The 22,986-nt window shown below is 65.4% G+C and carries 18 protein-coding genes; 6 read left to right on the forward strand and 12 right to left on the reverse strand.

All coding sequences use genetic code 11. The annotated features are described in order from the left end of the window. Positions 1-151: 151 nt before the first annotated feature. The 5 genes from SB756_RS26545 (at position 152) to SB756_RS26565 (ending at position 5,412) form a co-directional block, all read left to right on the forward strand. On the forward strand, positions 152-1,180 hold the full coding sequence (locus tag SB756_RS26545) for a WD40/YVTN/BNR-like repeat-containing protein (RefSeq protein WP_341797985.1): 1,029 nt from the start codon (positions 152-154) through the stop codon (positions 1,178-1,180). A gap of 20 nt (positions 1,181-1,200) precedes the next feature. Beyond that, positions 1,201-3,576 carry an efflux RND transporter permease subunit gene (locus SB756_RS26550; protein WP_063425058.1) on the forward strand — a complete coding sequence of 792 codons (2,376 nt, stop codon included), beginning with the start codon at positions 1,201-1,203 and terminating at the stop codon, positions 3,574-3,576. 150 nt (positions 3,577-3,726) lie between these two features. Continuing rightward, entirely contained in the window at positions 3,727-4,017 is a 291-nt protein-coding gene (locus SB756_RS26555) for a DUF5629 family protein (RefSeq protein ID WP_004577427.1), read from the forward strand. Continuing rightward, positions 3,983-5,113: a lactonase family protein gene (locus SB756_RS26560; protein WP_410912539.1), complete on the forward strand. Its 1,131-nt coding sequence runs from the start codon at positions 3,983-3,985 to the stop codon at positions 5,111-5,113. Before SB756_RS26555 ends, SB756_RS26560 begins: the two co-directional genes overlap by 35 nt. Positions 5,114-5,235: 122 nt before the next feature. Then, a complete protein-coding gene (locus tag SB756_RS26565; RefSeq protein ID WP_410912541.1) occupies positions 5,236-5,412 on the forward strand; it encodes a hypothetical protein in 177 nt (58 codons plus the stop codon). Positions 5,413-5,447: 35 nt separating this feature from the next. On the opposite strand, the gene SB756_RS26570 is transcribed toward SB756_RS26565, so the two are convergent. The 9 genes from SB756_RS26570 to SB756_RS26610 form a co-directional block, all read right to left on the reverse strand. After that, positions 5,448-6,041, reverse strand: coding sequence for a glutathione S-transferase (locus SB756_RS26570; protein ID WP_410912543.1), 594 nt, complete (start codon positions 6,039-6,041; stop codon positions 5,448-5,450). After that, complete coding sequence (locus SB756_RS26575) at positions 6,038-9,682, reverse strand: AAA family ATPase (protein WP_410912545.1); 3,645 nt, start codon at positions 9,680-9,682, stop codon at positions 6,038-6,040. Before SB756_RS26575 ends, SB756_RS26570 begins: the two co-directional genes overlap by 4 nt. After that, positions 9,679-10,917: an exonuclease SbcCD subunit D C-terminal domain-containing protein gene (locus SB756_RS26580; RefSeq protein ID WP_049277543.1), complete on the reverse strand. Its 1,239-nt coding sequence runs from the start codon at positions 10,915-10,917 to the stop codon at positions 9,679-9,681. The genes SB756_RS26575 and SB756_RS26580 overlap by 4 nt, the downstream gene beginning before the upstream one ends. Positions 10,918-11,090: 173 nt before the next feature. Next, a complete protein-coding gene (locus SB756_RS26585; RefSeq protein ID WP_410912547.1) occupies positions 11,091-12,725 on the reverse strand; it encodes a BatD family protein in 1,635 nt (544 codons plus the stop codon). Beyond that, positions 12,722-14,440 carry a tetratricopeptide repeat protein gene (locus SB756_RS26590; RefSeq protein WP_410912549.1) on the reverse strand — a complete coding sequence of 573 codons (1,719 nt, stop codon included), beginning with the start codon at positions 14,438-14,440 and terminating at the stop codon, positions 12,722-12,724. The genes SB756_RS26585 and SB756_RS26590 overlap by 4 nt, the downstream gene beginning before the upstream one ends. Then, the gene (locus SB756_RS26595) at positions 14,437-15,513 is read right to left on the reverse strand and encodes a vWA domain-containing protein (protein WP_341797991.1); all 1,077 of its coding nucleotides are present in this window, start codon (positions 15,511-15,513) and stop codon (positions 14,437-14,439) included. The genes SB756_RS26590 and SB756_RS26595 overlap by 4 nt, the downstream gene beginning before the upstream one ends. Next, positions 15,506-16,000 carry a DUF4381 domain-containing protein gene (locus SB756_RS26600; RefSeq protein ID WP_016500832.1) on the reverse strand — a complete coding sequence of 165 codons (495 nt, stop codon included), beginning with the start codon at positions 15,998-16,000 and terminating at the stop codon, positions 15,506-15,508. Before SB756_RS26600 ends, SB756_RS26595 begins: the two co-directional genes overlap by 8 nt. Beyond that, positions 15,997-16,941 (reverse strand): DUF58 domain-containing protein, encoded by a 945-nt coding sequence (locus SB756_RS26605; RefSeq protein ID WP_016500831.1) that lies wholly within the window; start codon positions 16,939-16,941, stop codon positions 15,997-15,999. The genes SB756_RS26600 and SB756_RS26605 overlap by 4 nt, the downstream gene beginning before the upstream one ends. Before the next feature lie 4 nt (positions 16,942-16,945). Then, positions 16,946-17,905 carry an AAA family ATPase gene (locus SB756_RS26610; protein WP_016500830.1) on the reverse strand — a complete coding sequence of 320 codons (960 nt, stop codon included), beginning with the start codon at positions 17,903-17,905 and terminating at the stop codon, positions 16,946-16,948. Between the two features lie 171 nt (positions 17,906-18,076). Here SB756_RS26610 and SB756_RS26615 point away from each other — a divergent pair, with 171 nt between their 5' ends. Then, a complete protein-coding gene (locus SB756_RS26615) occupies positions 18,077-19,390 on the forward strand; it encodes a T6SS phospholipase effector Tle1-like catalytic domain-containing protein (protein WP_410912600.1) in 1,314 nt (437 codons plus the stop codon). Positions 19,391-19,518: 128 nt separating this feature from the next. Here SB756_RS26615 and SB756_RS26620 read toward each other — a convergent pair whose 3' ends face one another. The 3 genes from SB756_RS26620 to SB756_RS26630 form a co-directional block, all read right to left on the reverse strand. Continuing rightward, the gene (locus SB756_RS26620) at positions 19,519-20,721 is read right to left on the reverse strand and encodes an MFS transporter (RefSeq protein WP_410912552.1); all 1,203 of its coding nucleotides are present in this window, start codon (positions 20,719-20,721) and stop codon (positions 19,519-19,521) included. A 55-nt stretch (positions 20,722-20,776) separates the two neighbouring features. Next, positions 20,777-21,991: a benzoate/H(+) symporter BenE family transporter gene (locus tag SB756_RS26625; RefSeq protein WP_284399910.1), complete on the reverse strand. Its 1,215-nt coding sequence runs from the start codon at positions 21,989-21,991 to the stop codon at positions 20,777-20,779. 98 nt (positions 21,992-22,089) lie between these two features. Further along, positions 22,090-22,977, reverse strand: a complete 888-nt coding sequence (locus tag SB756_RS26630; RefSeq protein WP_410912554.1) for a dihydrodipicolinate synthase family protein — start codon at positions 22,975-22,977, stop codon at positions 22,090-22,092. Positions 22,978-22,986: the final 9 nt, after the last annotated feature.

Raw genomic sequence — 22,986 nt, forward strand, 5'->3', positions numbered from 1 at the left:
CCCGGATAACAAAACATAACACCCCGCCCGTTGTATCCCCGCCAACATCCCCGCTACGATCCCCTCAAGCTATTGCAGGCCTCTAGATCAGGCTTTTCGCAGTACCTGCAATGCATTGACCCACCAACAAGAACACAACAAGGGGGCAGTCATGAGGGAACCGCTATGGGCGCCAGCCAGGCGTGGTGCCTGGCCATGGGCGGCCAGCGCAGTGCTGGCACTGGCTTTGGGGGTGTGGGCCGACAGTGCCCAGGCCGCCGCCGCCGACGAATACTCCACCGAATCCGCCAAGGCCAGCCAAAGCCTGTTGATCGACGCCACCCATGCCGGCAAGCGCCTGGTGGTGGTGGGTGATCGCGGCCACATTCTGTTCTCCGACGACCAGGGCAGCACCTGGACCCAGGCCCGGGTCCCCACCCGGCAGTTGCTCACCGCCGTGTTCTTCCTCGATGACAAGCGCGGCTGGGCGGTCGGCCATGATGCGCAGATCCTCGCCAGCAACGACGGCGGGGCCACCTGGAGCAAGCAGTTCGAAGACCTCGCCCGCGAAGCGCCCTTGCTCGATGTTGCCTTCCTTGACGCCCAGCACGGCTTTGCCGTGGGTGCCTACGGCGCCTTGCTGGAAACCACAGACGGCGGGCAGCACTGGCAGGACGTGGCCGAGCGCCTGGACAACCCTGACCAGTTGCACCTGAACGGTATCGCCCGGGTGCGTGACGCCGGCCTGTTCATCGTGGGCGAGCAGGGTGGCATGTTCCGCTCCGCCGACAACGGCCAGACCTGGTCCAAAGTCCAGGGCCCTTACGAGGGCTCGCTGTTCGGCGTGATCGGCACCGCCCAGCCAAACGCCCTGCTTGCGTACGGCCTGCGCGGCAACCTGTTCCGTTCCACCGATTTTGGCGACAGCTGGCAGCCGATCGAACTCAAGGCCGCGCGCGGTAACCTCGAATTCGGCCTGGCAAGCGCTACGCTTCTCGATGATGGCACCCTGGTGCTGGTCGGCAACGGCGGCAGCGTGCTGCGCAGCGCCGATGGCGGTCAGACCTTCAGCGTGTACAACCGCGCCGACCGCATCGCCTTGGCTGGCGTCAGCGGCCTGGCCAATGGCGGCCTGCTGCTGGTAGGGCAGGGCGGTGTACACCTGGCGGATGCCCAGGGTGCCGAGGGGGCGAGCCAATGACCAGCAGGGAGAGCATTACCATGCACCCGCACCACCAGGACAAGGCCACGCTGCTCGAACGCCTGATCTTCAACAACCGCCCCGTGGTCATCGCGCTGTGCGTGCTGGTGAGCATATTCCTGTTCTGGCAGGCCACGCAGATTCGCCCGTCCACCAGCTTCGAGAAGATGATCCCGCTGCAGCACCCGTTCATCGAGCAGATGATGGAGCACCGCAACGACCTGGCCAACCTCGGCAACACCGTACGCATTTCGGTCGAAGCGGTGAACGGCGACATCTTCGACAAGGACTACATGGAGACCCTGCGCCAGGTCCACGACGAGGTGTTCTACATCCCAGGCGTCGACCGTGCCGGGCTGAAGTCGCTGTGGAGCCCCAGCGTGCGCTGGAGCGAGGTGACCGAAGAGGGCTTTTCCGGTGGCGAGGTAATCCCCAACACCTACAACGGTTCGCAGGACAGCCTCGATACCCTGCGCGACAACGTGCTCAAGTCCGGCCAGGTGGGGCGCCTGGTGGGTAACAATTTCAAGTCCAGCATCGTCGACGTGCCGCTGCTGGAGAGCTACCCCGACCCGCAGGACCCAGGCAAGCAGGTCAAGCTGGACTACCAGCAGTTCTCGCACCTGCTGGAAGAGAAGATCCGCGACAAGTTCCAGGCGCAGAACCCCAATGTGAAAATCCACATTGTCGGCTTCGCCAAGAAGGTCGGCGACCTGATCGACGGCCTGGTGATGGTGGCGATGTTCTTCGGCGTCGCCCTGGCCATTACCTGGGTGCTGTTGTACTGGTTCACCTGGTGCATCCGCAGCACCATCGCCGTGCTCATCACCACCCTGGTGGCGGTGGTCTGGCAGCTTGGGCTGATGCATGCGGTGGGCTTTGGCCTGGACCCTTACTCGATGTTGGTACCGTTCCTGATCTTCGCCATCGGCATTTCCCACGGGGTGCAGAAGATCAACGGCATCGCCTTGCAGTCGAGTGACGCCGACAACGCCCTCACGGCGGCCAGGCGCACCTTCCGCCAGCTGTTCCTGCCGGGCATGATCGCCATCCTCGCAGACGCGGTGGGCTTCATCACCCTGCTGATCATCGATATCGGGGTGATCCGAGAGCTGGCCATCGGTGCGTCCATCGGCGTGGCGGTGATCGTATTCACCAACCTGATCCTGTTGCCGGTGGCTATTTCCTACGTTGGCATCAGCAAGAAGGCCATCGAGCGCAGCAAGAAGGACGCCACCCGCGAGCACCCGTTCTGGCGCCTGTTGTCGAACTTCGCCAGTGCCAAGGTGGCGCCGGTGTCTGTAACCCTGGCGCTGGTCGCCTTCGCCGGCGGCCTGTGGTACAGCCAGAACCTGAAGATCGGCGACCTCGACCAGGGCGCGCCGGAGCTGCGCCCCGACTCGCGCTATAACCAGGACAACAGCTTCATCATCAGCAACTACTCGACCAGTTCCGACGTGCTGGTGATCATGGTCAAGACCCCGCCGGAGCAGTGCTCGGTCCACTCGACCATGGCGCCGATCGACGAGCTGATGTGGACCATGCAGAACACCCCGGGTGTGCAGTCGGCGATTTCCCTGGTGACCGTGTCCAAGCAGGTGATCAAGGGCATGAACGAGGGCAGCCTGAAATGGGAAACCCTGTCGCGCAACCCGGACATCCTCAACAACTCCATCGCCCGTGCCGACGGCCTGTACAACGGTGACTGCTCGCTGGCGCCGGTGTTGGTGTTCCTCAACGACCACAAGGCCGAGACCCTGGAGCGGGTTACTGCTGCGGCCAAGGCGTTTGCCGACAGCCACAACAAGGAAGGCCTGCAGTTCCTGCTGGCGGCGGGCAACGCCGGGATTGAGGCAGCGACCAACGAGGTGATCAAGTCGGCCGAGCTGACCATCCTGATCCTGGTGTACATCTGTGTGGCAGTGATGTGCCTGATCACCTTCCGCTCGTTCGCCGCCACCCTCTGCATCGTCCTGCCGCTGGTACTGACCTCGGTGCTGGGCAATGCGCTGATGGCCTACATGGGCATCGGGGTGAAGGTGGCGACCTTGCCGGTGGTGGCGCTGGGCGTGGGGATTGGCGTGGATTACGGCATCTACATCTACAGCCGGCTGGAAAGCTTCCTGCGTGCCGGGCTGCCGTTGCAGGAGGCCTATTACCAGACCCTGCGTTCGACGGGTAAAGCCGTGTTGTTCACTGGCTTGTGCCTGGCCATCGGCGTGTGCACCTGGATCTTCTCGGCAATCAAGTTCCAGGCTGATATGGGGCTGATGCTGACCTTCATGCTGCTGTGGAACATGTTTGGCGCGCTGTGGCTGCTGCCGGCGCTGGCACGGTTCCTGATAAAACCGGAGAAGATGGTGGGCAAGGAAGGTGGGTCCATTTTCGCCCATTGAATCGCAAGGGGCCGCTTTGCGGCCCATTCGCAGCACAAGGCTGCTCCTACAAGGGTTACGCGATCCCCTGTAGGAGCAGCCTTGTGCTGCGAATGGGCTGCAAAGCAGCCCCAGGGTTATAATGCCGCCACATCTCCCACAGGTACCCCCATGTCCCCCCTCGCCACCGCCCTGCAGTCCTGCGACATGCTCCTGATCGACGGCCTGCACGCCTTCGATTTCACCGCCGACGCATCCGGCCTCACTGTCGAATGCATGGACGGCCGCCAGCTGCGTCGCTGGTCCTTCACCCCCGAACAAGTCGCTGCGGCTATTGCCACCGGTGATGAATGGCAACTCAACGATGCCAACGGCGAGCATCGGCTAGTCTGTATGAGTGCCTTTCGCGCCCCGGATGATGACCAAGATGAACCGGACCTGGACGAGCCTGCTGACCGCTAGCCTGATGAGCCTGACAATCCCCGCCCACGCCGCAACCTTGCTGGTGGGCAGCTACACCGACGGCGCCAGCCAGGGTATCTACCGCTACCAGTTTGACGACAAGGCCGGCCAGATCGGCCCCTCACCCCTGCAGGTGGTGAAAAGCGTCAGCCCTTCGTGGCTGGTGCTGTCGGCCGACCAGCGTCAGCTGTTTGCGGTGAATGAGACCCCGCAGGGCCATGCCAGCAGTTTCAGCATCAGCAGCAAAGGCGAAATCAAGCCGCTCAACCAAGTGGCCACCCAGGGCGACGAGCCCACCCACGCCAGCCTCAGCCGTGACCAGCGCTACCTGTTCGTGGCCAACTACGCGGTCAACCCTGACCCCGGTGGCAGCCTGGTGGTGATCCCGGTGGCCAAGGACGGCACGCTCAAGCCCGTGGTGCAACAGGCCCGGCATAAGGCGAGCGGGGTCAACCCTGAGCGCCAGGCCGGTGCCCACGTGCATTCGCTGGTGCTGTCGCCGGATGGCCAGCACCTGTATGCCAGCGACCTGGGGGCCGACAAGGTGTTCATCTACCGCTACGACGGTGCCAGTGCGGACCACCCGCTGACAGCGGCGATACCTGCGTCCGTGGCCTTGCCGCCGGGCAGCGGGCCGCGTCACCTGCTGTTCGACGCCAAGGGCCGGCACGCCTACCTCACTCTGGAAATGAATGCCGAGGTGGTGATGTTCGATGTGCAGGACGGCAACCTGGTTGAACGCCAGCGCTTACCCCTGACCGAGCGCCAGGAGGCCGCAGCGAAGGCAGCAGGTGGCTTGCACCTGTCGGCGGACGGGCGCTTCCTGTACGTGAGCAACCGTGGCACGGCCAATGAAATTGTGGCGTTCAGCGTGGGCAAGCAGGATGGTCAGTTGACGTTCCTGCAGCGTCGACCGGTAGAAGGCGATCACCCCCGGGAGTTTGCCCTGGCCCCGAGTGACAACTTCCTGCTGGTGGCCAACCAGAAGAGCAACCAGATCGTGGTGATACGTCGCGATCCGCGCAGTGGCAAGCTGCTGGAGACGGTGCAGACGCTGCAGCAGGATGCACCGTCGGACCTCAAGTTCATCGAGTGATATCGATCAGCGTGATAATCGGTACTGCCGCAATGAATTTTTGCGTGCGGCCTCGGCGGCGTAAGTTTGACTCAAGGCCCAAACGGGCCACCGTCAAACCACCGCCGTCGAGGTCAGCCCAGATGAACTTCAATCTCTTCCCGGTTATTGCCGCATCCGCCATTTCCGCATCGGTCGTACTGCCGGCGCATGCCCATGCCGACAGCAGCAAGGCTTCTGCCACCCACAGCTACACCGAGCAGTACCTGCGCCAGAGTGCCAATTTCCATGCGGCGTTGAGTGGCAAACAGAAGCACTGAGCCTTGTGCGGTCTCCTACGAGGGATCGCGTGAACTCATTTGGCCATGACTGACCTGAACAGCTCCGAAGCCAACCACCCCTCCAGCCAGCTCCGCACCCGCGGATAAGCCGCCTCGGCGAACCACTGCGGTTCGACCCCGGCAAACTGGCGCATCAGGGGCAGCAACGCGGCATCGGCAATGCTCGGGTGGTCGGCCAGCAGGTAGGGCCGGCCGGCCAGCAGGCCTTCGAGCTCCGCCAGCCAGGTTTCAGCCTGCTGGCGGTAATGCTCGCGGGAGTGCTCCGGGTAGCGTTCGGCATACTTGTACAGGTTCACCTGCGCCTTGAATGTGCTGTCATTGCGCGCAATCAGCGCTTCAGCCTGCTGCGCCGCCGCAGGGGCGGCCTGTAGTCGCCAGTCTTGCGGGTCGTTTTGCGTCAGCGCCCAGCGCATGATGTCCAGGCTCTCCTCCAGCACGCCAGCACCGGTATCCAGCACTGGCACTGTGCCCTTGGGCGACAAGGCCAGCAGTGCTGGCGGCTTGTTCTTCATCGCCACCTCACAGATTTCCACCTCGCAGCCGGCATAACGCAAGGCCAGGCGCGCGCGCATGGCCCAGGGGCAGCGGCGGAACGAGTAGAGGATCACCCGCACACCTCCACGTCACTCAGGCCATTGCCTTGGCGACGCACCTGGATCTGCACCGGGATGCGCTCGTGCATTTCCTGCACGTGGGAAATCACCGCCACTTTTCGGCCCTGAGCCTGCAAGCCGTCGAGGGCGTCCATGGCCAGTTGCAGCGACTCGGGGTCGAGGCTGCCGAAGCCTTCGTCGATGAACAGCGATTCGATGCGCAGCGTGCTGGAGGCCATCGAAGCCAGGCCCAGGGCCAGGGCCAGCGAGACCAGGAAGGTTTCCCCGCCCGACAGCGAGTGCACCGAGCGCAGTTCGTCCCCCATCTCGGTGTCCAGCACCAGCAGGCCGAGGGCGCTGCCGCCGCGCTTGAGGCGGTAGCGGCGGGCCAGCTGGCGCAGCTGGGTGTTGGCGTGGTGCAGCAGCAGGTCGAGGTTGTAACCCTGGGCGATCTTGCGGAACACATCACCCGAGGCCGAGCCGATCAGGGCGTTCAAGCGGGCCCAGCGTTGCCATTGCTGATGGGCCTGTTCGATTTCTGCCGCCAACGCCTGGTGTGCCTGCTGGCGACGCTGGTCGTCGGCCTGCTGTGCACGCAGTTCGGCGCACTGCTGCTCGTGGCCGGCCAGGCGCTCGCGCAGCTCGGTCAGGGCTTGCTCCAAGGCTTCGGCCGAGGTGTCCACGGTCATTTGTGCGGTGTGTTGTTGCAGGCGTTGTTCACGTTCCTGCAGCAGTACGCGACCTTGTTCGATGGCTTTCTCGGCGTTTTGCAGGTGCTGGCGCAGTTCACTGACGTGCGCATCGTCCATGGCCAGCAGGCGATCCAGGCCTGCGTCATCCAGTTCCGGGTGCTCGCTGCGCCACTGGGCGATCTGCCCTTGTAACTGCTGGCACTCGGCGTCCAGCGCCTGTTGCTGCTGGGCGTTGGCCTTGAGCTCACTGGCCAGTTGCACACCCTGGGTGCGCAGGTCTTGCAGGCGTTGTGCGGTGTCGGCGTCGAGGGCGCGGGCATGTTCCAGCGCGCAGTCCATGTGTTGTTGCCAGGCTTCGGCGCTGGCATGTTCGCCGAGCAGTTCGCCGAGCGAGGCCTGCGCTTGCTGGCGTTGCGCGTCGAGGGCGGCCAGATTCTGCTGCAATTGCTGCTGGCCTTGCACACGCGCTTGTTGTTGGTCGCGTAGCTTGTCCAACTGGGCCTGGCGGGCTTGTTGTTCTTCCTGTTCGTCCTTGCGTTGCTCCAGTTGTTGCAAGCGTTGGGCAATCTGCTGGTCCAGGGCGAGGAAAGCATTGGCCGGGTCGTCGTTAAGGGCCTTGACGGCTTCCTCAGGCAACACGCCGGTCAGGCCGTTCAGGCCTTGCTGCAGTTGTTGCTCGTCGTTGGCCAGGGCCTGGTGCTGGTGCTCCAGGTGGCGCTGGGCCTGTTGTTGCGCTTCATGGGCGGCCTGCAACTGCTGGTTGAGGCGGGATGCATCTTTTTGCAGGGTGAGCAGGGCGCTCTGGCGCTTTTGGTCGTGACTGATTTCTTCTTCAAGACGCCGCAGTTGGCTGTCGAGCCAGGTGCTGCGGGCCTTGTCGTCCTGCGGGGCGAGGGCAGGCCACAGGCTGTGCGCCTGTACCTCGGCCACCAACGGTTGCAGCTGTTCGCCCAGTTGCTGCTGCTGTTGTTGGTAGTCCTTGAGCTGGGCGTTGATCACACCCAGCTGGGTACGCAGCTCTACCAGCTTGCTGCCGAGGGTTTCGACCTGCTGCTGCGCGGCGTCTACTTCGGCCTGATCGTGGCGACCCAGGCTTTGCAGCAGCGCTTCGGGTTGATGGAACGGGTGTTCGGCGCTGCCGCACACGGGGCACGGTTCGCCATCGCGCAGTTGGCCGCGCAGTTCTTCGACGCTGGTATTGCGCGCCAGGCGCTGGCGTTCCAGCAGCTGGCGGGTAAGGTTCAGCGCTTGCTCGGCGGCTTCCAGCTCGGCCTTGGCGGCGGTGCCTTCGGTAATCAGTTGCTGGCGTTGCTGCATGGCCTGCTGCTGCCGTTCGCGCACGGCATGCAGCTGCTGGCGCAGCTCTTGTTCACGGCCATGCAGGCGCGACAGTTCTTCGACGGCGCGCTGCTGCTTGCGGTTGTCCTGCAGCATGCCACCGAGCAGGTCGATTTGCTCGGCAAGGGCCTGCGGTTCGGCCTTGGCTTCGCGGAACAGCAGGTCGTAGGCGTCGCGCTCGGCCTGCAAGTGTGCATTGGCCTGGCTGGCCTGAGCCTGAAGGCCGGGCAGTTCTTCACGGCCTTTGGCCAGGCGCCCACCGATCAGCATCACCTGCTTCAGCTGTGGCAGGTAGGCGTGCCAGGCATTTGCCAGGCCTGCCAGGTGCTGGCTGTCGGCCAGCGCGGTGTCGATCTGGGCCAGTTGCTGCAGGCTGCGCTGCTGGTTGTCTTCAAGCTGCTGCAACTGCTGCTGGCCGTCGGCGACCTGCTGTTCAGCCTGTTGGCTGGTGCTGCGCTGCGCGGCCAGTTCCTGGTCCAGGCGCGCCAGGTTGTCCTGGGCGGCAAAGGCCTGGCGCAGGCGCGGTGCGTTTTCGCCATGCTGGGCCTGGCTGTCGGCAAGCGCCTGGCGTGCGGCGCCCAGCGCCTGTTCGAGCTCAAGGGTGCGCACCTGCAGCTCGGCTTGCTGCTGCTGTTGCTCAGCGATTTTCGCGGCCACGGGTGCCAGTTGCGCAGTCAGCGCCTGCTGGCGGTGGAACTGGTGGCGCTGGGGGGCCAGGCGTTCCAGGCGAACGAGGTCCAGGCGGGGTTCGGCCAGTTGCTGCCAGCTTTGTTCAGCGGCCTGTAGCGCGGTGCCGGCTTCGGCATGTTGGGCCTGCAGCTGGCGTTGTTCATTCAGCCAGTTGCGTTGCTGTTCCAGTTGGCGCTCGCCAGCCTGGTCGGCCTTGAACTGCTGCTGCGCCTGCTCCAGGCGCTGGTCAAGATCGATGCGGGCTTCGGCGGCCATCGGCAGCAGGTGGCTGGCGCGGTCCTTGAGGGCGTTGTGGGCCTCGCCGGCTTCACGGGCCTTGCTGAAGGCACGCTGGCCAAGGCGGGTGTAGATGGCGGTATTGGTGAGTTTTTCCAGCAGCTCGCTGCGCTCTTTGTCGTCCGCCTTGAGGAAAGCGCCGAACTCGCTCTGGGCCAGCATTACCGCACGGGTGAACTGCTCGAAGTTCAGGCCAAGGCGGGCCTCGACCAGTTGCTTGTATTCGTTCTTGCCACTGCCCAGCACCTGTTCGCTGTCCAGGTCGTAGAAGCTCTGGCGGCTGTGTTGCAGCTTGCCGTTGGCCTTGTCGCGGGCGCGGTTGGCTTCCCAGCGGGCGCGGTAGCGGCGGCCGTCGATGCCGACGAAGTCGACCTCGGCAAAGCCACTGCCGGTGCCACGGCGCAGCAGGTTACGCGGGTCGTAGGTGGGGATTTCGCCGTCGGCGTCGGGCACCTTGGCCTCGCGGCCGATGTCGTTCAGGCGTGGCACTGTGCCAAACAACGCCAGGCACAGGGCGTCGAGCAGGGTGCTTTTGCCGGCCCCCGTTGGCCCGGTGATGGCGAACAGGCCAGCGCTGGCCAAGGGCTCTGCGGTGAAGTCGATTTCGACCGGGCCGGCCAGCGATGCCAGGTTCTTCAGGCGAATGGCGAGAATCTTCATGGCTGCTCCTCTTCCTGCTGCACGTCCTGCAACAGCAGGGCAAAGTCGGCCAGCGCCTGCTCATCTGCGGGGTTGCCGTAAGCCTGCTCCCAGGCGCGGCTGAACAGGTCTTGCGGGGTCATCTGGGAAAGCTCGACAAAGGCCAGGTCATCGTCTTCGGCGTTATTGCGGCCGGCGTATTCGGCGCTGATGCGGATCAGCCGCACGGCCTTGCCTTCCAGTGCAGTTTCAATCTGCTGGCGCAGGTCGGGTTGCGGCTCGTCCAGTATCACCCGCACCTCCAGCCAGGGCTGGCGGTTGGGGTCTTCGAGCAGGTCGATTACGGGCAGGTCGGCCAGTTGTTGCAGCAGTTCGCCCAGGGGTGCCGGGCCAACCCGTTGCAGGGCCACCGCGCGCGGTACCGGGCGAGGTTCGACGCTGACCAGTTCGGTGCCGTCCAGCTCCACTTCCAGCACCTGGTGCGGGTAGTTGATTTCGGCGAACGACAGCGGGATTGGCGAGCCGCTGTAGCGGATGCGTTCTTCGCGGTTGACCTTCTGCGGTTTGTGCAGGTGGCCCAGGGCGACATAGCTGATGGCCTTGTCGAACAGCTTGGCCGGCAGTGCCTCGGCGTTGCCGATGATCAGGCTGCGCTCCGAGTCTTCCGACACCGAGCCACCGGCCATGTGCGCATGGCTGATGGCGATCAGCGCCTGGTCTTTCTTGCGCTTGGCTTGCGCGGCGGTGATCAGTTGCTGGTGGACCTGGGTGATGCCTTGCAGGTAGTCGTCGCCCAAGCTCGGGCCGGTGACCTCGGCCGGGCGCAGGAAGGGCAGGGCCAGGCACCATGCGGCGACCTTGCCGCGGCCGTTGGTCAGTGGGATCAACAGGCGCTCGGCATCCAGCTGGCCTTCGTCCAGCCAGTGCACACGGCCCAGGGCATGGGTGCGCAGGCGCCGCATCAATGCGGCGGGCAGCTCGATGCGCGAGCCGGAGTCGTGGTTGCCGGCGATCATCACGATATCCAGCTTGGGCTGTTGCTCATGGGCCTGGACGATGAAGTCGTAGAGGCGCTCCTGGGCTTTGACCGGCGGGTTGACCGTGTCGAAGATGTCGCCGGCAATCAGCAGTGCATCGGGCTGGCGCAGGCGCAGCTGGCCGAGCAGCCAGTCGAGGAAGCAGGCGTGTTCGAAGTCGCGTTCCTGGCCGTGCAGGCTTTGGCCCAGGTGCCAGTCGGAGGTATGAAACAGACGCATGGATGACCTGTTGGTGTCGAGTCGGACAAGCGGGGAAAGGGCGGTATGGTAACCCAAGGTTGGGGCTGAGAGGTGTCTGCCTGGAGATGTTTGGCGCCTGTGAGATCGAGCGCCGCCCGCGCGGCGCTCGATCCCACAGGCGCTGAAAACCTGGTGGCGAACACCCTGGTGGCCTACTTGGGATAGAGCGGCGGCAAGCTGCCGCTGTCACCCGTCGGCAGCAACACCTGCTCAGCCGGCGGAATGGTGCCAATCGCCCGCCACAAATCCTCACCCTGCCAATACTGCCCGGTTTCGCTGTACAGCGCCCCGTTCAACCCATCCAGCGCATCCGACAACGGCACGAAACGCGCGGCCATCTCGGCCAGGGTTTCCGGCTGTTGCCGGGCCCACGCATCCAGCGCCTGGCGTGTGGCCTGCGGGTCGTTTGCCTGGCACGCACGCTTGAGGTCGTCCAGCAATGTGCGCGGGCTTGGCCCGTTTTGCGCCGCGCGCAGCACCGCTGGCCGCGAGCGGGCGCGCCACCACAGGGCGAAGCCCAGCACGGTGGTCAGGGCGAACAGCAGTGTGGCCAGTTGCCAAGGCCACAGCAGGGTGCTGGCGCTGCTGTTGTCGCCCACCGGGGTGTCTGCGCTCAGCGCCGGGTTGTCTTGCACGTTCAATGTGCGCGCTGGCAGGCTGCTGTGTTCCAGATGGTCTTCGCGGGTGTTCCACCAGGCCACTTCCAGCGCTGGCAAGGTCAGCGCACCTGCGTGGGTCGGCACCAGGGCTTCGCGCTCTTCGCGGTTGGCGGTCATGCCGCGCTCGCTGATTTCGTTGCGCAGCAGCGGCTGGTCGGGGTAGCGGCGCAGGCCGATGATTTCTGTGGCGGGCAGCGGCGGCAGTTGGGTGCTGGACAAGCCCTCGGCACGCAAGGTGATGTTGCGCGTCAGCGAGTCGCCAATCTGCACTTGCTGGCTGCCCGGGTCGGGGTTCCAGTGCTCTTCCAGGGTCAGGCTGCGGGCTGGTAGCCACGGCACGCCAGCGGGCCAGGCCGCGGGAATCGGCCGCACGTTCAGGCGCAAGGGCAGCGAACTGACCTGCACCTGGCGGCCGGCGCGGGCCGTGCCATTGGCCTGTGAGGCTTCGTCGTTGCTGGCGGCGGCAGTGGCGGTAAAGGTCAGCGGTGGAATGTCGAGGCTGCCACTTTGCTGGGCGTACACCGCATAGCGGGTTTCGATCACGCCATGACGCACGCCGTTGATTTCCTTTTCATACGTGCGCGATTCGCCCAGTGGCTCGACCTTGGCATTCTCCAGTTGCAGCGGGCTGAGGTTGCTGTCGTCGTACAGCGCCACCGAATGGTAGATGCGCAGAGTCAGTACGGCCTGGGCCTGGACGTAGACGTCGCTGCTGTCCAGGGTCGCTTCGATGAACACTTGCGAGGCGCTGTCCTGGCGATTGGCATCGGCCTGCAGCACTTGCAGTTCGATGGCCTGGCTGTGCGACTGGCCCAGCTGCAGTTCGGGAATACGCAGGCTGCCGCTGCGCCGTGGCAGCAGGGTGATGATCCAGCGGGTGCTTGCGCGGGTTTCGCCGTCGAGGGTGTGCAGGCTGTTCAGCTGGCGCGTGCCACGCACTTCAAAGTCGCCTTCCAGGGCTTGCAGGTCGGGCTTGCCGAACTGGGTGACGTCCTGGCTTTCCAGGGTCAGCTCCAGGCTCTCGCCAGCTTCCAGGCGGGTGCGGTCAACGCTGGCTTGCAGCAGCGGCTCGGCCTGGGCCAGCACGGCCCATAGCAGGGTGAGCAGAAAGACGCCGAAGCGACTCATCGTGGGGTTTCCTGATGCAATTGCTGTTCATACCAGAATTTGCGCCGCAGCAGCTCCGCCGGGTTATCGGGGATCTCTCGCAGCCATTGTTCCAGGGCCTGGCGCTGTTCGGTGTCGAGGTTGGTCGATACCGGGCGCTGTGGCGGCTGGATGACGTCGTCGTCAGCACCCGCCTGGTTGCCGGGCGCGGCCTGGCTGTTATTGCTGCTTTCACCGGGCTGTTCGGCGTTGGCTTGTTCGTCGCTGCCGGGCGTGCCTTGGGCGGGGCTGCTGGCCGAGCTGCTGTTGCCCTCGGTTTCGCTGCCGGGGGTACCTTGGGCATCGCTGTTGGCCGGCTGCTCTTCGGCCTTGGCCTCGCGCTGTTGCAGCATTTGTTGCACCAGCGCCTGGTTGTCCAGCGCGGGTTGCAGGTCTGGCTGGCGCTCCAGGGCTTGCTCGTAGGCGTCCAGGGCGGCTTCCAGTTCACCGCTGCGGGCCAGGGCATTGCCTCGATTGTAGTGGGCGGCGGCGGTATCGCCTTGGGAAAACGCCTCGGCGGCACCTGCATAGTCGCCAGCCTGGTACAGGGCCATGCCGCGCCACTGCGGGTCCTGGAAGTGGCGTGCGGCGCTGGCCGGGCGGTTTTGCTCCAGCAGGCGCTGGCCTTGCTGGTCGGGGCGCAGCCACAGGTCGTTGAACTCGAAGGCCTGGCTGGGCTGTGGCAAGGCCAGCAGCAGTGGCAGGCAGAACAGCCAGCCACGACGGCCGGCGCAGGCGGCCAGCAGCAACAACGGGATCAGCAGCCAGTAACCCTGATCGGCCCAGCTGTCCAGTTGCAGGGTCTGGCCGTCATTGCGCGCGGTGCGGGGGTTGTCGAACAGGCCAAGGCCGCGCAGGTCGAGGTCGTCGATGCGGGCATGCCGGTAGCGCCCGCCAGTGCCGCTGATGAAGCCCTTGAGGCTGGCGCTGTCCAGCCGAGGCAGCAAGATACCGCCCTGGTCGTCCTTGAGGTATTCGCCGCTGGCCCGGCGCACCGGGGCGCCTTCGCGGCTGCCGATACCCAGCATCAGCAGGCTCGGGCCCTGGCGGCCGAGTGCCTGGCTGATGCCTTGGCGTTCCGGGGCGCTGAGCGACGAGCCGATCAGCAGCAAGCGGCCTTGGCCCAGGCCACTCTGGGCCAGCAGGGCCAGGCCCTTTTGCACGGCCAAGTCGGCGCGCTGGCCGGGTTTTGGCATGATCGACGGGTCGATGGACTCCAGCAGGTTCCGGGTGGTGGCCAGGTCATCGGACAGCGGCACCAGGGTGTGCGCCGAGCCGGCGTACACCACCAGCGCGGTCTGGCTGTCGCGGCGGTGTTCGAGCAGGTCGAGGACCTTGCGCCGGGCCTGCTCCAGGCGGTTGGGCGGGCTGTCTTCGGCGAGCATCTGTGGGGTCAGCTCCAGCAAGATCACCAGCGGGTCGGCCGGGCGTTGGCGGCTTTCTTCCACGCGTTGCCAGCTGGGCCCGAGCAGGGCCAGGACCACCAGCGCCCAGGCCAGGCCCAGTGCTATCCACGGCAGCTTGCTGGTGCTGCCGCTGCCACCGCCCAGCAATACGCCATGGAAGGCGGGCGGCAAGATCATCTGCCAGCGCCCGGCGCGCTTGCGCCTGTGCCACAGCTTGTACAGCAGCCAGCCGAGCAGGGGCACGGCCAGCAACCACAGCGGGCGCAGCCATTGGGGCCAAAGATCGATCATCGCCGCCTCCTCAGACGCAGGCGCTTCAGGCGCTGGCGCCATTCCGGGTGCGGCTGCAGGAACCGCGGCTTGCGCAACAGCCGTTGCAGCAGGTTGTCGGGCCATTGCACGGCCACCACCAGCAGCACGCTGAGCAGCAGGGCCAGGGCCAGGGGCCAGGCGTACAGGGCCTGGGCCGTGCGTGCCTGGGTCGGTTGCTGTGCTACTGGCTCCAACTGATCGAGGGCGTCGCCGATGGCGTCCAGCTCGGCACCGTCATGGGCACGGAAATAGGCACCGTGGGTGATGTCGGCGATTTCCTTGAGTGAGGCCTCATCCAGGTCCAGGCTGGGATTGAGGCCAAGCAGGCCGGGGGTGCCACTGGCGTCGGGGTTGGCGCCAATGCCGATGGTGTAGATGCGTACCCCTTCCTGGGCGGCCAGGCGAGCAGCGGTCAGCGGGTGGATTTGCCCGCCGTTGTTGGCGCCGTCGGTGATCAGCACCAGCACCCGGCTTTGGGCCGGCCGTTGGCGCAGGCGCTTGACCGCCAGGCCGATGGCGTCGCCGATAGCGGTGTTTTTACCGGCGATGCCGATCTGCGCCTCGATCAGGAATGTGCGCACGGTGCGCCGGTCGAAGGTGAGTGGCGCCTGCAGGTACGCCTGGCTGCCGAACAGGATCAGGCCCACGCGGTCGCCTTCACGGTCTTGCAGAAAGTCGCCCATCAGTGCCTTGACCAGGTCGAGGCGGCTGATCTCTTCGTTTTGCCACTGCATGTCGGGGAAGTCCATCGACCCGGACACGTCCACCGCCACCAGCAGGTCGCGGCCACTGGCAGCTACCGGTACCGGTTCGCCCAGCCATTGCGGGCGGGCGGCGGCGCATAGCAGCAACAGCCAGATGACCACGAACGGCGCCTGCTGGCGCCAGGTGGGCAGGTTGAGGCGTGCGCGGCGCCCGGCCAGGCTTTCCAGTTCGTTGAGGAAGCCTACCTTGAGCACCGGCTCGCCGCTGTCGGCGGCTGGCAACAGCAGGCGCGCCAGCCAAGGCAGCGGCAACAGGGCGAAGACCCACGGCCAGGCCAGTTCAAACATGCTTGCGGATCCAGGTTTCGACGGCCTGGCTGAGCCCGACAATGGCCTTGTCGTCGAGCTTGCACTCGGGCTTGTAGGCGCCCTCGACCAGCACCATCCAGCGGGTCAGGCCGGCGGCCGGGCAGCGGTTGTCGAGAAATGCCAGCCACTGGCGGCCGTTGAGGGTGTGGCTGTTGGCACCCGGATAATGGCTGCGGCACAGGCGTTTGAGCAGGGCATTGATCTGTTGCAGCCAGGCGCCGGCCGGGGCGCCGTCGTACGGGCGCGGCAGGCGTGCCAGCTCGGCCAGGGCTTCCACACGCACCGGGTCCAGGGGTTGTTCGGCGCGCACGATGCGGCGTTTGCCCGGGCGCCAGCGGCGCAGCCGCCACAGCCCCCAACCCAGCAATGGCAGCACGGCCAGCAGCAGCCACCAGCCGGGTGCCGGCGGCCACAGGCCGACAGGCGTAGGGTCGATCAGCGGATGCAACTGGTCGAGCGGGTTCATGACGCGCTCCTTGGCCGCTGGGCGTTCAGGTATTCGCGCAACTGCTCGATCATGTCGCTTTGGGTGCTAAGTGGCATCAGCACGACGCGCAGCTTCTGGGCCATCAGCTCCCAGCGCTCGATGCGTGCCTCGGCCTGCTTGCGATAAGCCTGGCGCAGGTTGGCGTCCAGGGTGTCGAGCTCCAGCTGCGCACCGCGCTGGGCGAAGCGTAACAGGCCGGCGGCGGGCAGGGCGTGGTCGAGCGGATCGGATACGGGCAATAGCAGCAGGTCGCAGTGACGCGAGAGCATGGCCAGGTGCTGTTCGCACTGTGCGCTCAACGAACGCTCGTCACAGATGACAATGGCCAGGCTGCCTGGGCGCAGTACTTCGCGGGCCCGGCGCAAGGCCAGGCCAAGGCTGTCAGCTTGCGGCACGGCTTCGGTGTGCAGCGACTGGTTGACCTTCGCCAGGCGGTTGAGCAGTTGCAGCAGGCTCTGCTTGCTGCGCCGAGGCTTGATTTCGTGGGGGTCGTTGTCGCCGAATACCAGCCCGCCGATGCGGTCGTTGTGCCCCAATGCGGCCCAGCCGAACAGGGCCGCGGCCTGGGCCGCCAATACAGACTTGAACAGCAGGCCCGAACCGAAGAACAGCCGCTGGCTTTGTTCGACAAGGATGAAGATTGGCCGCTCGCGCTCTTCGTGGAACAGCTTGGTGTGCGGTTCCTGAGTGCGTGCAGTGACCCGCCAGTCGATGTTGCGCACATCGTCGCCGGCCTGGTACACGCGCACCTGGTCGAAGTCCACTCCGCGTCCACGCAGCTTGGAGTGGTGCAGGCCCACCAGCGGGCTGCGTTGGCCGGGCTTGGAAAACAGCTGGATTTCGCGCACGCGGTGGCGCATGTCGATCAGTTCGGCAAGGCCGATGCGGATGCCGGGTTCGGCCAGCTGCGCGGTGGGCATGGGCTCAGGCAACGGCGACGACGTCGAGGATGCGCTGGACCACGCGGTCCTGGTCGATCCCCGCCGCCTCGGCCTCGAACGAGAGGATGATGCGGTGGCGCAGCACGTCGAACAGCACGGCCTGGATGTCTTCTGGGCTGACGAAGTCACGCCCGGCCAGCCAGGCGTGGGCACGCGCACAGCGGTCCAGCGAGATGGAACCGCGTGGGCTGGCGCCGTACGCGATCCAGTCGGCCAGCTCGGTGTCGAACTTGGCCGGGGTGCGGGTAGCCATCACCAGCTGTACCAGGTATTCCTCCACCGCGTCGGCCATGTACAGGCCTAGGATTTCCTTGCGCGCGGCAAAGATGGCCTGCTGGCTGACCCGGCGCTCGGGCTTGGTTTCGCCGCCCAGCGCTTCGCCACGGGCCTGCGCCAGGATACGCCGCTCCACGGCTGCGTCGGGGAAGCCGATTTTTACGTGCATCAGGAAGCGGTCGAGCTGGGCTTCGGGCAGGGGGTAGGTACCTTCCTGCTCGATCGGGTTCTGCGTGGCCATGACCAGGAACAGCGGCGACAGGTCGTAGGTGCTGCGGCCCACGCTGACCTGGCGTTCGGCCATGGCTTCGAGCAGTGCCGACTGCACCTTGGCCGGGGCGCGGTTGATTTCGTCGGCCAGTACCAGGTTATGGAAGATCGGCCCCTGCTGGAACACGAAGCTGCCGGTTTCCGGGCGGTAGATTTCGGTACCGGTGATGTCGGCCGGGAGCAGGTCTGGGGTGAACTGGATGCGATGGAACTGCGCCTCGATGCCTTCGGCGAGTTCTTTGATGGCCTTGGTCTTGGCCAGGCCCGGGGCACCTTCGACCAGCATGTGGCCGTCGGCCAGCAGCACGATCAACAGCCGTTCGACCAGTTTCTCCTGGCCTAGGATCTGCGAAGAAAGAAAGGTGCGCAGCGCGGTCAGCGCTTCACGGTGTTCCATCGGTGACGGTTCCTGGTATGGGGCCGCAGGCGGGGCTGGAGGCAGCTGCCCTGGCAAGGGGTGATACTTTAATCCATCCGGGGGGGTGGCGACCAATGGCGGCTTGGAAATTTATCCAGCCTTGGGCCATGCAAGTACAGAATTGTCCTGCAAATGGCTGGCCATAGGCTGATGTTCAGCGTCGGCGCCCTGGCGCCTGCTTGTGTTTTTGACGCAAGCAGGCGCACAACGATAATCTTGAGATTTGGCGTGTTTTTCGATGGCACCGGTAATAACCAGCACAATGTGATGCCCACAGAGTCGAACGCCGGCAAGGGCGCCAGTTACACCAACGCCTTGAGCAATGTGGCCCTGTTGCACGCGCTTTATCCGGCAGAGGGGCCGAGCGGCGACGGCGCCATGGCGTTTCTCAGCCGTTATGTCGAAGGGGTGGGCACCTTGGAGGGCGCTGAGGATCATGCGTATGCCTCGGCCACCGGGCGCGGGCGCACCGGCGTCGAAGCGCGAGTCACCGAGGCATTGGAGGGTATCGCCGGCCAGCTGCTGGATTGGGCGCACGCCCATCCGCTCGCAATACTCGAGGGGGTCGAGTTCGACCTGTTCGGCTTCAGCCGCGGTGCCGCCGCGGTGCGTCACTTGGCGAATCTGCTGCACGCTGACGGGGGCCGGGTGCTGGCCGTCGCTTGCGGCATTACGATCAATTTCATAGGCCTGTTCGACACTGTGGCGGCGATCGTTGCGCCGTTGCAGGGCGATTTCGACCCTGCCGACGACCGCCATGGCGGCTTGCGCCTGGGCCTGGGTGAGGGTATTGCCCGGCACGTGGTGCAATTGGTGGCCGGGGATGAGCAGCGGCACAACTTCCCATTGGTGAGCAGTGGTCACGACATCGTGTTGCCGGGTGTGCATTCGAATATTGGTGGTGGTTACCCGAACAGTACGCAAGAGCAGGTACTGCTGTGCAAACCGCAGTCACAGCGTGTGCCGCTGCGCATCCGCGCTGAACAGACCCGCGTGTACAGCACAGTCAGCGCCTTGGTGGCGTCGGCGTTTGGCGGCCTTGGCGCGCGGGTGATTACCTGGGAAGAAGCGATTGCCGGTGGGCGGCCGGATGAGGCGCAAAAGCAGGTGTATGCGGCGGTGTACCGGGAGCGGGAGGTGGCGGGGCAGCTTTCACGGGTTTACCTGAGTGTCATGCGCGCGCTGGCGGTGCGTGCGGGGGTGCCGTTTGGGCCGTTGGGCGGGCAGGCTGAGCATGGGTTGCCGTTTGAATTGCTGGAGATCAGCCGCAAGTTGCATGCGTTTGCCCTGGGTGAATGTGAGCAGCTGCGGCTGACCGAGGATGAGCAGCGGTTGTTGCGTGACAGGTATGTGCACGCCTCGGCGAACTGGAATGCGCTGAAGGGGTTGCGTAACAGTGTGCTGGATGTGCTGTTCATCAATCGGCCAGCGGCAGGCGGTCGAGTGGTGCATCCGAACCGGTAGCTTTATCAACCTGAACCGGCCTCATCGCCGGCAAGCCGGCTCCCACACGGATCGCGCCGCACTCAAGAAGTGTGGAGTCCTGTGGGAGCTGGCTTGCCGGCGAATGGGCTGCAAAGCAGCCCTAGGGTCTAAGCCAGCTGGCGACGCTTACTGGCTAAATACGCCTCCTGCGCCAGGGTCAGCAGCACGGTCAGCAGCATGAACACCACCGAAGCGATGAAGATGCCCTCAGGCAGGCGCTGGTCGAGCATCCAGCCGAACGCAACCGGCCCGATGGCGCCGCCGATATTGAAGCCGGTCGAGACCAGCCCGAAGGTTTTGCCCTCGGCACCACGTGGTGCTGCTGCCTTGACCAGCATGTCCCGCGATGGTGCGATGACCCCGGTCAGCAAGCCGATGGCCCCGAGCACCACCACCAATGCCCAGCCCTGCACCAGCCCCAGCGCCACCAGCGTCGTCAGCGCCGCCGCCAGGGCAAAGGCCATGGCGGCCACCAGGCCATGGCGGCGGGTGCGGTCAGCCAAGGCCCCGCCGCACAAAACGCCCACTGCACTGCACAGCAGAAAAGCCGTGAGCGCCGTGTTCGCCCAGGCCAGGGTCAGGCCTTGGCCCTGGACCAGGGCGGCTACGGAGAACTTCTCGATGGCACTGGTACTCAGGTTCAGCAGGATGAACAGCACCGTCAACACGCCGATCATCGGCGTGAGCAAGCGCACGCGGCCCGGCGCAGCGGCAGCCCCAGCGCCACTTGTGCGGCCATGCCCGGATACCTGATAGACACCGCTGCCTGGCACCGAGATCAGCAGCAGAGCGGCAACACCCACCACTGCACCCGCTGCCAAGGCTGCCTGTGTACCGAACGCGGCGGCAATGCCGAGAAACACCGCTGGCGTTACCGCCGAACCGAGGAAACCGGCGAACGTATGGATCGAAAACGAGCGCCCCAGGCGGCCTTGCTCGATGCCGTTGGCCAGCAACGCGTAATCGGCAGGGTGGTAAACGCCATTGGCGAGGCCCGCCATGGCCATCGTTACCAGCAACACCGGATAGCCGGGGCTGACCGCCAGCAGCAGGAAACTGAGGCTGCCCAGCAACAACCCTGCCTTGAGCACCTTGCGCGCGCCGTAGTGGTCGACGGCATAGCCCAGCGGTGCCTGCACCAGGGCAGAGACGATGTTGAACACCGCCAAGGCTACGCCAAGCTCGACAAACCCCACGCCCAGCAGGCCGGGGAGGACGGGCAGCAATGCCGGGATCAGCATGATGTGCACATGGCTGACGAGGTGCACTGCAGCAATCTGTGTAAGTAGCTTGGGGCCAGCGTGGGGCATGTCGATACCTGTCGAACGGCGTGGGCACATGGCGCAGGGTAGGGGGGGCAAGCTTTTACCGGGGTGAGCGGTTGACGCGAGGCAGGCGCCCGTTCAGCACGGCATAGGCCAGCAGGCCAATGACCAGCCCCCAGAAGGCTCCGCCAATGCCGAACAGGCTGATGTTGGCCGCCGCCGCCAGGAAGGTGATCAGTGCGGCTTCGCGCGAGCGGGCATCGGCCATTGCACTGGCCAGGCTGCCTCCGATGGTGCCCAGCAGGGCCAGGCCGGCCAGGGTGGTGATGAAGGTACCCGGCAGGGCCATGAATACACTCGCCAGGGTGACCCCGAACACCCCCACGAGGATGTAGCAGGCACCGGCAGCAATCCCCGCCACCCAGCGCTTGCCCGGGTCTTCATGGGCTTCCTTGCCGGTGCAGATGGCCGCGGTGATGGCGGCGATGTTGAAGGCGTGTGAGCCGAATGGCGCCATCAGCAACGAGCCCAGGCCCGTGACCGCGACAATCGGGTTGGCGCTGGTCTTGAAGCCGTCGTTGCGCAGCACCAGCATGCCGGGCATGTACTGGCCGGTGAGGGTGATCAGGAACAAGGGCAGGGCCACGCTGAGGGCAGCGTTGAGGGAGAAGGTGGGCGCCGTGAACACCGGTGCGGCGAACTCCAGGCGCAGCGTCGCCAGGCCTGCTTGCCCCTGCAGCAGCAGGTAGCCCAGCCCCAGTATCAGAATGCCCACCACGGCGTAGCGGGCGGTGAAGCGTTTGAAGGCCACGTAGGCCACAATCAGCAGCCCTGCCAGGGCCGGGTCGACCGACAGGCCGGCAAAGGCGCCGATGCCGAACTGCAGCAGGATACCCGCCAGCAATCCTGCCGCAACGCCTCCGGGGATGACCCGCACCAGGCGCTCGAAGCACCCGGTCAGCCCTAGCACCACGAAGCCGGCGGCCGACAACAAGTAGGCACCGATGGCTTCGCTGTAAGGCACGGTGGCCAGGGCCGTGACCAAAAATGCGGCTGCCGGCGTGGACCAGGCGGTGATCACCGGTTCGCGGCTGTACCAGGACAGCACCAGGCCGCTGAGGCCGACACCGATCGACACGGCCCAGACCCAGGATGAAGTCAGCTCCGGGCTCAGCCCGGCAACCTTGGCGGCCTGGAACACCAGGATGAAGGTGCCGCCATAGTTGACGATGACTGAAACGAGCCCCGCCACCACGGGGTGGAGGATGTCTGTCAGCCGTAATGGCGTTGAAGGTGTGTGTGCAGGCGCGTCCATGGTTGCCTCTGGTCAAAAGTCAGGTACAGGCGCAGCACCAGGCTGATCCTGCAAAAAACGATGCCCGGCAGCGTTATGCCGCCGGGCGGGTTTCACGGTTAATTGGCCAGTTCGGCCAGCAGGCCTTTCAGGTAAGTGCTGCCCTGGGCATCCAGCGGCTGCAGGGGCAGGCGTGGGGCGCCGACATCCTGGCCGAGCATTTTCAGGCCGGCCTTGATGGTGGTGGGCAGGCCGCGGCGGGTGATGTACTCCAGCAGCTCGTACTGGCGGTAGAACAGCGCGCGGGCTTCGGCCAGGTCGCCGTGCTGCACGGCATCCCACAGCGCCAGGTTCAGTGCCGGGATCAGGTTGGGTGCGGCGGTGCACCAGCCTGTGGCGCCGGCCACCAGCGCTTCCAGGGTCAGCGGGTTGCAGCCGTTGTAGAACGCCACCTGGCCATCGGTGGCCTTGTACAGGCGGTGCATGCGCTGAATGTCACCAGTGCTTTCCTTGACCATGGTCACACTGGGCACCTCGCCGAGGATGCGCAGGATCAGTTCAACCGACAGGTCAGTGCCGCTGGTGCCTGGGTTGTTGTAGAGCATGATCGGGATGTCGATGGCCGCGCCGACGGCCTTGTAGTGGGCGATCACTTCGGCTTCGGTGAGCTTCCAGTAGGAAATGGGCAGCACCATCACTGCCGTGGCGCCGCAGGCCTGCGCCAGGCGCGCGCGCTGCACTGTACGGGCGGTGGTCAGGTCGGAAACGCTGACCACACTGGGCACGCGCCCGGCAATGCGTGCCTGGCTGAAGCGCACCACGGTTTCCCATTCGCTGTCGGACAGGTAGGCCCCTTCGCCGGTGCTGCCCAGCGGTGCGATGGCGTGCACGCCGTTTGCGATCAGGCTATCGATGGACGTGCCCAGGGCATCCAGGTCGAGCGTGCCGTCAGCCGTGAAGGGAGTGATGGTGTAACCGATAACGCCGCGAATTACAGGTGTAGACATGACCAGGCA

Origin of the sequence: Pseudomonas sp. SIMBA_068 (assembly GCF_046534705.1) — a bacterium.
In the GTDB taxonomy this organism is placed as follows: Bacteria; Pseudomonadota; Gammaproteobacteria; order Pseudomonadales; family Pseudomonadaceae; genus Aquipseudomonas; species Aquipseudomonas putida.

What these genes read in the sequence shown, in the direction of transcription:
- SB756_RS26545 (WP_341797985.1), top strand. Translation starts at nt 152, where the DNA reads ATGAGGGAACCGCTATGGGCGCCAGCCAGGCGTGGTGCCTGGCCATGG.
- SB756_RS26550 (WP_063425058.1), top strand. Translation starts at nt 1,201, where the DNA reads ATGCACCCGCACCACCAGGACAAGGCCACGCTGCTCGAACGCCTGATC.
- SB756_RS26555 (WP_004577427.1), top strand. Translation starts at nt 3,727, where the DNA reads ATGTCCCCCCTCGCCACCGCCCTGCAGTCCTGCGACATGCTCCTGATC.
- SB756_RS26560 (WP_410912539.1), top strand. Translation starts at nt 3,983, where the DNA reads ATGAACCGGACCTGGACGAGCCTGCTGACCGCTAGCCTGATGAGCCTG.
- SB756_RS26565 (WP_410912541.1), top strand. Translation starts at nt 5,236, where the DNA reads ATGAACTTCAATCTCTTCCCGGTTATTGCCGCATCCGCCATTTCCGCA.
- SB756_RS26575 (WP_410912545.1), bottom strand. Translation starts at nt 9,682, where the DNA reads ATGAAGATTCTCGCCATTCGCCTGAAGAACCTGGCATCGCTGGCCGGC.
- SB756_RS26580 (WP_049277543.1), bottom strand. Translation starts at nt 10,917, where the DNA reads ATGCGTCTGTTTCATACCTCCGACTGGCACCTGGGCCAAAGCCTGCAC.
- SB756_RS26585 (WP_410912547.1), bottom strand. Translation starts at nt 12,725, where the DNA reads ATGAGTCGCTTCGGCGTCTTTCTGCTCACCCTGCTATGGGCCGTGCTG.
- SB756_RS26590 (WP_410912549.1), bottom strand. Translation starts at nt 14,440, where the DNA reads ATGATCGATCTTTGGCCCCAATGGCTGCGCCCGCTGTGGTTGCTGGCC.
- SB756_RS26595 (WP_341797991.1), bottom strand. Translation starts at nt 15,513, where the DNA reads ATGTTTGAACTGGCCTGGCCGTGGGTCTTCGCCCTGTTGCCGCTGCCT.
- SB756_RS26600 (WP_016500832.1), bottom strand. Translation starts at nt 16,000, where the DNA reads ATGAACCCGCTCGACCAGTTGCATCCGCTGATCGACCCTACGCCTGTC.
- SB756_RS26605 (WP_016500831.1), bottom strand. Translation starts at nt 16,941, where the DNA reads ATGCCCACCGCGCAGCTGGCCGAACCCGGCATCCGCATCGGCCTTGCC.
- SB756_RS26610 (WP_016500830.1), bottom strand. Translation starts at nt 17,905, where the DNA reads ATGGAACACCGTGAAGCGCTGACCGCGCTGCGCACCTTTCTTTCTTCG.
- SB756_RS26615 (WP_410912600.1), top strand. Translation starts at nt 18,077, where the DNA reads ATGTTCAGCGTCGGCGCCCTGGCGCCTGCTTGTGTTTTTGACGCAAGC.
- SB756_RS26620 (WP_410912552.1), bottom strand. Translation starts at nt 20,721, where the DNA reads ATGCCCCACGCTGGCCCCAAGCTACTTACACAGATTGCTGCAGTGCAC.
- SB756_RS26625 (WP_284399910.1), bottom strand. Translation starts at nt 21,991, where the DNA reads ATGGACGCGCCTGCACACACACCTTCAACGCCATTACGGCTGACAGAC.
- SB756_RS26630 (WP_410912554.1), bottom strand. Translation starts at nt 22,977, where the DNA reads ATGTCTACACCTGTAATTCGCGGCGTTATCGGTTACACCATCACTCCC.